The organism is Bradyrhizobium sp. MI1.3, from assembly GCF_055811695.1.
On the sequence record NZ_JBVVPQ010000045.1, the window covers coordinates 52,194 to 62,134 of the forward strand.

The 9,941-nt window shown below is 64.9% G+C and carries 11 protein-coding genes; 6 read left to right on the forward strand and 5 right to left on the reverse strand.

What is annotated here, in order from left to right:
* Positions 1-12 precede the first annotated feature (12 nt).
* From AC0L3A_RS27500 to AC0L3A_RS27515, 4 genes are all read left to right on the forward strand, one after another.
* Positions 13-630, forward strand: coding sequence for an urease accessory protein UreE (locus AC0L3A_RS27500; protein WP_083869916.1), 618 nt, complete (start codon positions 13-15; stop codon positions 628-630).
* On the forward strand, positions 611-1,339 hold the full coding sequence (locus AC0L3A_RS27505; protein ID WP_083869919.1) for an urease accessory protein UreF: 729 nt from the start codon (positions 611-613) through the stop codon (positions 1,337-1,339). The genes AC0L3A_RS27500 and AC0L3A_RS27505 overlap by 20 nt, the downstream gene beginning before the upstream one ends.
* Before the next feature lie 159 nt (positions 1,340-1,498).
* Positions 1,499-2,122 (forward strand): urease accessory protein UreG, encoded by a 624-nt coding sequence (ureG, locus tag AC0L3A_RS27510; RefSeq protein WP_007599817.1) that lies wholly within the window; start codon positions 1,499-1,501, stop codon positions 2,120-2,122.
* Between the two features lie 297 nt (positions 2,123-2,419).
* A complete protein-coding gene (locus tag AC0L3A_RS27515; RefSeq protein WP_473255474.1) occupies positions 2,420-4,087 on the forward strand; it encodes a CHASE domain-containing protein in 1,668 nt (555 codons plus the stop codon).
* On the opposite strand, the gene AC0L3A_RS27520 is transcribed toward AC0L3A_RS27515, so the two are convergent.
* The 5 genes from AC0L3A_RS27520 to AC0L3A_RS27540 all read right to left on the reverse strand — a co-directional run bounded on the left by AC0L3A_RS27520 (position 4,084) and on the right by AC0L3A_RS27540 (position 8,195).
* Positions 4,084-4,692 (reverse strand): TetR/AcrR family transcriptional regulator, encoded by a 609-nt coding sequence (locus AC0L3A_RS27520; RefSeq protein ID WP_198288318.1) that lies wholly within the window; start codon positions 4,690-4,692, stop codon positions 4,084-4,086. The two genes, AC0L3A_RS27515 and AC0L3A_RS27520, sit on opposite strands and share 4 nt — an antisense overlap.
* A gap of 87 nt (positions 4,693-4,779) precedes the next feature.
* Entirely contained in the window at positions 4,780-5,922 is a 1,143-nt protein-coding gene (locus tag AC0L3A_RS27525; protein WP_007599820.1) for an OpgC domain-containing protein, read from the reverse strand.
* Positions 5,923-6,100: 178 nt separating this feature from the next.
* Positions 6,101-6,556, reverse strand: coding sequence for a hypothetical protein (locus AC0L3A_RS27530; RefSeq protein WP_007599822.1), 456 nt, complete (start codon positions 6,554-6,556; stop codon positions 6,101-6,103).
* A gap of 76 nt (positions 6,557-6,632) precedes the next feature.
* Positions 6,633-7,004 carry an ElaB/YgaM/YqjD family protein gene (locus AC0L3A_RS27535; RefSeq protein ID WP_007599824.1) on the reverse strand — a complete coding sequence of 124 codons (372 nt, stop codon included), beginning with the start codon at positions 7,002-7,004 and terminating at the stop codon, positions 6,633-6,635.
* 78 nt (positions 7,005-7,082) lie between these two features.
* Positions 7,083-8,195: an AI-2E family transporter gene (locus tag AC0L3A_RS27540; RefSeq protein WP_007599829.1), complete on the reverse strand. Its 1,113-nt coding sequence runs from the start codon at positions 8,193-8,195 to the stop codon at positions 7,083-7,085.
* A 209-nt stretch (positions 8,196-8,404) separates the two neighbouring features.
* On the opposite strand from AC0L3A_RS27540, the gene AC0L3A_RS27545 reads away from it, so the two are divergent.
* Together AC0L3A_RS27545 and AC0L3A_RS27550 are read left to right on the forward strand one after the other, a co-directional pair.
* Positions 8,405-9,235: a L,D-transpeptidase gene (locus AC0L3A_RS27545; RefSeq protein ID WP_007599830.1), complete on the forward strand. Its 831-nt coding sequence runs from the start codon at positions 8,405-8,407 to the stop codon at positions 9,233-9,235.
* A 17-nt stretch (positions 9,236-9,252) separates the two neighbouring features.
* Complete coding sequence (locus AC0L3A_RS27550; RefSeq protein ID WP_007599831.1) at positions 9,253-9,906, forward strand: DUF2865 domain-containing protein; 654 nt, start codon at positions 9,253-9,255, stop codon at positions 9,904-9,906.
* The last annotated feature ends 35 nt before the right edge of the window (positions 9,907-9,941 follow it).

Here is a 9,941-nt window from a genome sequence, read left to right on the forward strand (position 1 = left end):
GGGTAAAAGCGCATGATCCGGGCGACGCAGGTCAGGGGACAACACCGCTTCGCGGAAGCGCCGGCGGATACGGTCGTGCTCGATTTCGACGATCGACACCGCCGCCGGATGGCGATGACGGGAACGCGGGGGCTCGAGTTCCTGCTCGACCTGGAGAATGCCGTCGCCCTGCGCGGCGGCGATGCACTGGTGTTGGAGGACGGCCGACTGGTCGAGGTGGTCGCCGCGCCCGAGCCGTTGCTCGAGATTCGCGGCCACGATCCGCACCACCTTATTCGCGTCGGCTGGCATCTCGGCAATCGCCATCTGCCGACGCAGATCATGGCCAAGGGCCTGCGCATCCGCCGCGACCACGTCATCGAAGCCATGGTGAAGGGCCTCGGTGCGCGCGTGATCGAGATCGAGGCGCCGTTCGATCCCGAGGGCGGCGCCTATGCCGATGCCGGTCATGCGCATGGACACGACGACCACGCGCATCACGATCATGGCCACGATGATCATCATGATCACCATCATGATCACCATCATGATCATGCCGCACATGGCGACGGTCACGATCACCAGCACGACGAGCACTGCGATCACCCCGATCATCACCACGGCCACAAGCATGCTCATGACCACAAATGAGCCGGTCGCGGCCCGCGACCTCGCGGAGCGCGAGGCGGCGGCGCTGTACCGGCTGATGACCTGGCTGTCGCCCGCGTTTCCCGTCGGCGGCTTTTCCTACTCCAGCGGCATCGAATGGGCGGTCGAGGCCGGCGACATCACCGACGTCGCGTCGCTGGCGGACTGGCTCGACGCGATGCTTCGCGATGGCTCGGGCTTCTGCGATGCGATTTTTCTGGTCCACGCCTATCGCGCCACTGAAGCGGGCGAGGGCGACACCTTGAGCGATATCGCCGAGCTCGCCGCGGCCTTCGTGCCGTCGCGCGAGCGGCAACTGGAGACGACATCGCAGGGCCGTGCCTTCATCGACATGGCCCGCGCAGCGTGGGATGCCGACGGGCTGGATGCCATGGTTGCGGCATGCCGCACGCCACTGGTCTATCCCGTTGCCGTTGGCGTGGTCGCCGCGATGCACGGCGTGCCGCTGGCACCGACGCTGCACGCCTTCCTGCATGCGTTGGTCTCGAACTGGATTTCCGCGGCCAGCCGGCTCATCCCGCTCGGCCAGACCGACAGCCAGCGCGTGCTGGTGAAGCTGGAAGCCGCGGTTGCCACGACGGCACATCGTGCGCTGAATGCGACGTTGGACGATGTCGGCGGCGCGACGTTTCGCGCCGACCTCGCCAGCCTGCGGCACGAGACGCAATATACGCGGCTGTTTCGGTCATGAGCAGGGTGAGTTGCTCTCCGCCGTCGTCCTGGCGAAAGCCAGGACCCATAACCACGAGTGCGCGTGGCTATGCACAGATGCGGCTCCAGCGTGCCGTGACAATCGGGTTCAGTGGTAATGGGTCCTGGCTTTCGCCAGGACGACGATAGGAAAGACTCAATGCCTACATCTCACGGTCCCTTGCGCGTCGGCATCGGCGGTCCGGTCGGATCGGGCAAGACCGCGCTGATGGACCTGCTCTGCAAGACCATGCGCGAGCGCTACGACATCGCGGCGATCACCAACGACATCTACACCAAATGGGATGCGGAATTTCTCGTGCGCTCGGGTTCGCTGACGCCGGATCGCATTGCCGGGGTCGAGACCGGCGGCTGTCCGCACACCGCGATCCGCGAGGACGCCTCGATGAATCTCGCCGCGGTGGCGGATATGCGCGCCAAGTTTCCCGGGCTCGATCTCGTGCTGATCGAATCCGGCGGCGATAACCTCGCTGCCACCTTTTCCCCCGAGCTCGCCGATCTCACCATTTACGTCATCGACGTGGCGGCCGGCGACAAGATCCCGTCCAAGGGCGGCCCCGGCATCACCCGGTCCGACCTCCTTGTCATCAACAAGATCGACCTGGCGCCCCATGTCGGCGCCTCCCTGGAAAAGATGGAGACGGACGCCAGGCGCATGCGCGGCGAGCGGCCGTTCGTCATGACCAACCTGAAGAAGAGCCAGGGGCTGGACCGCATCATCGGCTTCATTGAGGCCAAAGGCGGCTTGAAACGGGCCGGCTGACCGGCGCGACCACCTAACGCAGGCGTTTCCCCCCGTTAACGCCATGGGCAGAGCCGTGTCCACGGAACAAATTTCGGTCACGGCAATTGATTACCTCCGGTGCCCGGAGCAAATCCGTCCCGGCCGGACCAGCGGCGGGCCGATTTAAGCTTCTCAGGCGACCAAGTTGCGTACCGATGTCTCCTCCTTCATTATCCCGGCCATTGGGGTCCACCCTGTTTCGGCACGTGCCCGTTCGAGCGGCGTCCATATGCTCCGTGTTTATTGCCGACCTCCTGCTTTCGCCTGAGTAGTCGCGTGGTCCGGCTGGGTTTCATCATCGGCTTCATTGCTCTTCTCGGAGCCCTGCTCTCCGGGCTTGCGGCCTATCGCGTCCACGACCAGGAGCTGGCGCTGGACCGGATCGCGCTGGCGCGCGCGATCGACGTCCATGCGAGCCTCGTCCAGGACCGGCTCACCGAGCGCGAACTGCTCGCGCGGGTTGCCTCCGGCCTGTTCCGGGCGCCGTCGGTGCTCAAGCCAAACATGCTCGAGCCGCTGCGCTCGGCCATCTACGCCTTCAAGACCGATTTCGTGGTGGCGGGCTGGGTCGCCCTCCTGAAGCCGAACGAACTTGCCGCAGCACAGGCCGCCATCGCGAGCGCCGGCTTCCCCAATCCGCGAATCCGCACCTATGACGACAAGCCGATCGATCCCGCAGGTGTCACCCAGCCGATCGACGTGCTGATGGATCTCGAGCCGCGCAGCAACGAGACCAAGGGGCTGCCCGGCCGCAGCTACGACCAGGATCAGGTGCGCAGCGCCATGCTGGCGCGCGCCAGAGTGGAGAAGAGATCGGTTGCCTCAGAACCGGTTGCCCTCCTGCGCAGCGGCGGGCCGATCGGCATCATTGTGGCCGCTCCCGTCATCCCCGAGGGCGCGACGGAGCCGGCGGGCTTCATCACATTTTCCTACGAGCTCTCTTCCCTGATGCTGACCAACGACGACATGTCGTTGTTCGCAGTCGCACTGAAGGATCCGCGCCGGGAGGGTGGCGAACTCGTCGCCAACGATCAAGGCGTCGTCTCGGCCCGAACGACGGCGGCCGATGGGCCGGCGCCGTCGGCGACGCGCACGGTGAGCTTTGGGGGGCGCGACTGGCAGCTCGGCTATTACGCCAAGACCAATTCGGCGCGCCGCGCCGAGCAGACTGCGATCATCGTGGCGGCGATCGGCTTTGCGATCACCGCGATGGTGTGCGGCCTGTTCGGCTATGTCGCCTACAACAATTTGCGGCTCAGCCGGGAAATCCAGGTCAGAATCGGCTTCGAGCGCCGGTTGACTGCTGTCATCGACGAGCTCAACCACCGGGTCAAAAACATCCTGGCAGTGATCCAGTCGATCGTGACCCGCACGCTGCGCCATGGCTCGGACATCGATGTCGCGCGCGAGCTCCTGATCGGCCGCATCCACGCCATGTCCAACGTCGTCTCACTGCTCAGCGAGAGCCAGTGGCAGGGGGTCAAGCTGAAGGGCCTGTTCGAGGCGCGCGCCATCCCGCATGCCGACCGAATCGCCGTCACCGGTCCTGATATCGCAGTCAGCGCGCGTGCAGCGCAGAGCCTGTCGCTGCTGTTCTTCGAGCTCGCCTCGCACTCCGACGAGGGCCTGTCGCTGGTCGGCAAGCATCCGCACATCACGGCCAATTGGACGGTGACGAACGAGGGGGCCGGCGAGGTCTTCTATTTCCGCTGGGAGGAGTTCAACACCAGCGAAGCGACGCGCCGCCCCGATTCCGATTTCGGCCTGATCCTGCTCGACCGCGTCGCGCCCGAGGCGCTCGGCGGCACCGCCAAGCGCTATTTCACCGACGTTTCCTATGTCTACGAGCTGACCGCGCCGATGGAGACGGTCGAGGACATGACCGAGCGCGACCGCACCGACAAGCTGTCAGCACCGATCCGGCCGGCGCGGAAAACGCCCTAACTCTTCGGGCGCAGCACGAGGTCAACCAGAGTCCGCGCGTAGGCCGGCGTGATCGGCGCGATGCCGAAGACGTAGCGGTAGAACAGGCTGCCATAAATCGCGTCGTAGAGATCCTGGGGCGGCGCTTCCGCCAGAATGCTGCCGTCGTTCTGGCCTGCGGCGATCATCTCGATCAGTGCGTCGCGGCGGAATTGCAGGTAGCGGGCGTAGAACAGCTCCGCCGAGCCGGTCTTGGAGATGCATTCGGAGATGACGGCGAGCTGGACCTTGCCGAACTCGCCCTGGAGCGCTTCGGCGTAGGCCGCGGCATGGCGGCGTGCGCGCGCGGCGGGGCTGCCCGAGCTTGCAGGCGGCAGCGGTAGCATCTGCGCGGCATGGTGAAGGAAGGCGTCGATCAGCAAGGCTTCGCGGGACGGCCACCATTTGTAGATCGTCATCTTGGAGACGCTGGAGTGGCGCGCGATTGCGTCGATGGTGGTGGCGGCAAGGCCGGTGGTGGCCATCAGCGCATAGGCGCTTTGGAGAATGGCGTTGGTGGTCTCGATCGACCTCGGCCGGCCGCGCCGGGGCGCGCTGTCGGCTCCCTCACTCCCGCCATTCGCCATCACCACGCCGGCCTCCTCGCGCAATCCGCTGCCGCTCCGCATAGCCCAGCCGTGACGGCCGGCCTAGCGGAATCGGAAGGTGTCGAGTTAGGTCTGCTGCCGCAAGGCCGCGGGCAGGTCCTGCCGCTTCGACCAGCCGATGTAATATGCGACCGCGGCCATCGCCGCGAAGCCGGCCAGACTCACGGCGATCTGCATCACCACCAGATTGGCGCCGGTGATCAGGACGAGATGGCCGGCGAGGGACAGGAACACGCCGACGCAGAACACCGCGAGCCATTCCTCGCCGCATCTGATGACCGCCCGTAACGGTCTCCATTGCAGGGCGGGATGATCGGCCGGGACGAGATATGTCGCGAGGAAAGCGAGCGCGAGGAAGTGGACCACGCGATAGGGTGCGAGGTTTTCCTTGTCGGTCGGCGTGATATTGTCGAGCACGATGTTCGGCAAGTAGGCGGCAAGCGCCGGCGAGTGGCGCATCAGCGTGATCGCCATTGCGAATACGAGATAGGCGCCCGCAAGCACGCGCAGCCAGGACAGGCCATGCAGCGCGCGGCCCGACGCACCGGTCACGGCGAACCAGCCGCCCAGCACCATCAGCATCTGCCAGCAGAACGGGTTGAAGGTCCACTCCTGGTCCGGATAGACCCGGAAATTCCAGTCGAACCAGCGCGCCGCAACGTACAGCGCGACCGATGCCGCAAGCATCAGGTTCGGACGCCGCAACAGGCCCCACAGCGCGAACGGAAAGAAGGCCATCAGCGGGATCATCAGCTGTAACAGGTCGAGATTCAGCGGCTCCTCCTGGAGCACGAGGCCACGCACCAGGATGCGCAGCGGGTGCTCGAGAATTCCCGATATGTTGTATTCGTGGATGATCTCGGGCGCCTTCGATTGCGAGGCGACATAGGCGATGGTGTCGATATAGATCACGAACAGCACGACATAAGCGGCATACAGCCGCCAGACGCGGCGAAAGATGCGCGTCGCCGCGACCACGTAGCCGCGCTCCAGTGCGATTCTGCCGTGAATGATCGCGACGCCATAGCCCACCACGAACACGAACAAGTCTGCGGCGCCGCTGAAGCCGAAGTTGCGCAGCGTCAGCAAATTGACGACGTTGTTCGGGATGTGGTCGACGAAAACCGACCAGTTGGCGATGCCGAGCGTCAAATAGAGACGAGGGTCGTGATGGAATGCGGCGAGGTTCGCCTGGACGGACGGTTTCATCGAAAAAATGGCTTTTTGGAATCAGGGGCGCTGCTTTTACCGGCAACCGCCTGCCTATCCGAGTAGCGTTTGCGTGATGGCGCAGGCAACGGCGCAAAATCGGCGCGGGGCCACTGGTGCCGATTCGATAGATGCGTTCGCGGGACTTCTGACGAAATTTTCTAACCCGCCGTAGCTGCTACTCGGCAGGTTCGGCCGAGGCCTCGTCGGGTACGCCGGCGCGGCTCGCCATGATTCCGAGGGCGACACCGCCGATCGCCAGGATCGGCAACAGCCGCTTGATCCCGATGGCGCGAACGATCTGGAGTCCGGTGGCGAGCAGCATGGGGTCCGCGAGCATGCTCGAGGCCGCCGACTTCGTGGCGCGCTCGGCCGCGATATAAGCTTGCTTGCGCAGCTGCCGCTTGTAGACCCAATAGCTCACCGCCGCGGTCAGGGTCAGGAGAAAGAAAACGCCTGCACCGGCAAGGCAGGCCTGCACCGGACCATATTTCTCGAGCACCGAGATGAACGCCGCTGCGCACAGGAAGCAGGTGGTGATGAAGAGCGCGAACGCCGCGCCTGCCGCCAACGAGGTCAGCCGCACAGCGCTGCCGGTGGATGCGCTGATCCCGTCGATGATGCGCTGAAACATAGTCTTGCTCCTCAGATCCCCACAAGCCGGCGCCGGCGGCGCCGCTGCGCCACCGTCTCGATACCCATTCGCGACCTCAGCGGCGCCAGGCCGCGCCGATCAGAAAGCCGATGCCGAGCGCGAGCCCGACGGTCGCGAGCGGCCGCTGGCTGATCGCGTCCTCCAGCGTCTCCTCGATCGAGCCGTAGGCCTCCTGTGCCGCGCCCATCATCGCGCTGCCGCGCTCCGACATGTCGTCGATCGCGGAATCCACGTTTTCGCGCGCTTGGCGATAGCCGCGGCGGGCCTGCTTGCCGGAGGAGTTGGCAAAAGTATTGAGCGCGTCGGTGATCTGATCGGTGAGGGCGGCGATATCGCTTTTCACGGCTGCTACATCCTTCTCAAGGCGTTCTCGGGTGGCTTTGTCGGTCCAGTCTCTCATCCCGGCTTCGGCATTGGTGGTGGACATCGGGGGCTCCGAGCTGTTGACGGTTGAGACAGCCGGGAAACGTTTCGTCGTCGGGTAAGTTCCGTTCACGGAAACCGGTCAGTCCTGCGGGAGCTGCGGCGAATCCTGCGGCAACAGATGCTCCTTCAGGATCAGGGCGACGATCAGCAGCGGCGACGACAGGAACGCGCCCATCGGGCCCCACAGCCAGGTCCAGAACGCCAGCGCCAGCAGCACCGCGAGCGCATTGAGCGCCAGCCGCCGGCCGATGATGGTCGGCGTGACGAAATGTCCCTCCAGGAAGGTGATGCCGCCAAAGGCGAGCGCCGCCATCAGGCCGCCGCTGACGGTCGGGAAGGTGACCAGTCCCACCACGACCAGAATGGCGAACATGGCCACCGGTCCGATGATCGGAATGAAATTGAGGGTGGCCGCGAGCGCGCCGAGGCCAGCCGGATTGGGCATTCCGGTGAGCGCGCAGACGATGCCGGCGGCGACGCCGACGCCGACATTGATGAGGGTCACGGTCAAGAGATAGTTGCCGAGATGGACCTCGATCTCGTTGAGGATGCGAAGCGTGCGCAGCCGTGCCTCATGATCGCTGAAGGTCATGATCATCGCCCGTCGCAGGTCCCGCCAGCTGGCGATGAACAGGATCAGCGTGACGAAGAACAGCAGGAATTCGGTAAAGGTCGGTGACAGGAATTCGATCGTCGGCTGCACCCAATCGAATTTCGGCATCTGGAAGCTCGGCAATCCCTCCGAGCCGCCGAGCATCGTCTGCAGCTCTCGCCACAGCGCCAGCGGCCGGTCGAACACGTGGACCTTGTCTTTCAGCTGGGTGCCGAGTTCGGGCAGGCGCGAGCTCCATTCCATCGCCGGCGAGGCGATCAGCGCGACGATGAAGCCGACCACGGCGGTCACCGCGAACACGATCAAGACGGCGGCAAGCCCGCGCGGCACTTTCCGGTTCTCCAGAAAGGTCGCTGCCGGCGAGAGCATCGTGCCGGTGACGAACGCCATCACGACAGGCAGGAAGAACGCCTTACCGACATAGAGTACCGCGACGATTGCGATGAGGAGCAGCCCGGCGAGCGAGAAGGCGACGAGCTCTGTGCGGCGGATCACCGGGGGGAGTTCGCCGTGGCTCTCGGGAAGCGGAGTGCCTTCGCCGTTGCCGGGAATTATACGTTCACTGGGAAGGACGCGCACAATACCTCTCCGGCACGGAGTCTTCGGTCCTCGCGCCTGTGATCACGGGAGAACGTCCAAGCGCCCTGCGGGTTCCATCGCGGCTTCGTGAAGAGGTGCTCGCTTGACTGTGACGTTGCTGCTGCATCCCGCAGCGGAACTTGTATCGGCTCGGCCGCGTTGATCGAACCAGCGCATCACCCTGATGCAGGCATCCAACGGGGCAGCACATGACGAAGTTCTCTGCAGTCCGACGCCGCATATCGCCGCGCCGCATCACCGCATTCGCGTTCGCAACCGCTTTGCTGGCAGTGCCGTTCGGCGCCGCGAGCGCACAGACGCTGGGCTACACCTATCCGCATCAGCCCTACCCGCAGGACCAGGGCTATTCGCAGGGTTATGCGAGCCAAGGGTATGCAAACCAAGGCTATGCGAACCAAGGCTATGCGAATCAGGGCTATGCAAGCCCGAACGCGCAGGCCGCCGACGAGGATGCCGCGCTGCCCGATCGCCTGCGCAGGCAGATTGTCAGCTTCGACCGCAGCGAGCCGGCCGGTACCATCGTCATCGATACCAACAATACTTATCTCTATTACGTGCTCGGCCAGGGCCGCGCCATCCGTTATGGCGTCGGCGTCGGGCGCGAGGGTTTTACCTGGTCGGGCGTGCAGAGCGTCAGCCGCAAGGCGGAATGGCCGGACTGGCATCCGCCGGCTGAGATGATTGCGCGACAACCTTATCTGCCTCGCTTCGTCGCTGGCGGCCCCGGCAATCCGCTCGGCGCGCGTGCGATGTATCTCGGGTCGAGCGAATACCGCATCCATGGCACCAACGATCCCACCACGATCGGCAAGTTCGTCTCGTCCGGCTGCATCCGCATGACCAATGAGGACGTCACCGACCTGTTCGGCCGCGTCAATGTCGGCGCCAAGGTCGTTGTGCTGCCGAAGAACGCGCCGCTGATGGCGAAAGGTAGCGATTCCGTGCGCAAGCGCCCGGCCGTGACGGCGCTGCCCTCGGGCCGGCAGGCGCTGAACGTTTCGAATTCGGCCGTGAACTAAGGATCGTGTGAGGTCACATGAAGAGACGTTCGATCGGCAAACTCGCCGGTGGCGCGGTGGCGTTCGTCGCCGTTGCCTCCGTCGGCCTCGCGCTGACGCCATCGGCCCATGCGGAGGACTTTTTCTCGGCGCTGTTCGGCGGCTTCCGCGGGCGACCGGCGCCCGAGATTCGCATGCCGTTCCAGACCGATGACACGCCACGCTACGACGCGCCGCGTCAACGGGCGTCCTATGGCGGCGGCACGGCCTATTGCGTGCGCGGCTGCGACGGACGTTACTTCCCGGCGCAGGGAAACGATTCCGAGAGCAAGGCGCAATCCTGCAAGAGCTTCTGCCCGGCCTCGGAGACGTCGCTGGTCTATGGCGGCAACATCGACGACGCGACGACGGAGAAGGGGAAATCCTATTCCGACCTGCCTAACGCGTTCCGCTATCGCAATGAGATTGTCTCAGGCTGCACCTGCAACGGCAAGGATCCGGTCGGGCTCGCTCAGGTCAAGGTCGACGACGATCCCACCTTGCGCAAGGGTGACATCGTCGCGGGCGCCGACGGCCTGGTGGTCGCCAGCCGCAATGCCAACGACCGCCGCGGTGTCGCGATGAATTTCTCCCCGCTGCCGGATTCGGTGCGCGCAAGATTCCGCCAAGTGCCGGTGGTGGCGAAGGAGTAGCCCTCAAGGTCGTCCTGGCGAAAGCCAGGACCCAT